This window comes from Oleiphilus sp. HI0117 (genome assembly GCF_001635235.1).
On sequence record NZ_LWGA01000217.1, the window covers coordinates 1 to 771 of the forward strand.

Genomic DNA, 771 nt, shown 5'->3' on the forward strand with positions numbered 1-771 from the left:
GCAAAGAAATATCGATGGTTGGGACAGACCCAGCAAAAAGTAAGTTAAAGATTTCGACTAGTAAAGTAATCGAATAAGATTTGGAAAACAGGAACAAAAGGTATGTGCGGAATAGTTGGAGCTGTGGCTCAAAGGGATGTAGCTGAAATTCTTCTCGAAGGTTTGAAGCGTTTAGAATATAGAGGATATGATTCAGCAGGGTTGGCTTTATTGTCTGAAGCAGGCGAATTTAATCGCTTGAGACGTATAGGCAAAGTTCAAGAATTGGCAGACGCACTAAAGGCAAACCCTTGCAAAGGTGGAACCGGTATTGCACACACACGTTGGGCAACTCATGGTGAACCTAGCGAACGTAATGCCCACCCTCATGTATCAGGTTCCGAAATTGTAGTTGTTCACAACGGGATCATTGAAAACCATCATACTCTGCGTGAGAAGCTAAGTGCCGTGGGTTATGAATTTGCTTCGGATACAGATACCGAGGTGATTGCTCATCTAGTTCATCATGAACTAAAAACACATGACTCACTATTATCAGCATTCAGATCAACTGTGAAGAAATTAGAAGGTGCTTACGGAACGGTTGTTATGGATACCAGTGATCCAGACCAGCTAATTGCAGCGCGTTCTGGTAGCCCATTAGTGATAGGATATGGCATAGGAGAAAACTTCCTGGCATCAGATCAATTAGCATTATTACCAGTAACGAACCGTTTCTCCTTCCTAGAAGAAGGCGATATCGCCGTACTGACACGCCAAGACGTGACCATC

The 771-nt window shown here is 43.3% G+C and carries 1 protein-coding gene; it reads left to right on the forward strand.

Annotated elements, in window-relative coordinates; genetic code table 11:
- Nucleotides 1-102: 102 nt before the first annotated feature.
- The coding region (locus A3757_RS02695; protein ID WP_197469681.1) for a class II glutamine amidotransferase at nucleotides 103-771 on the forward strand (669 nt) is incomplete at its 3' end.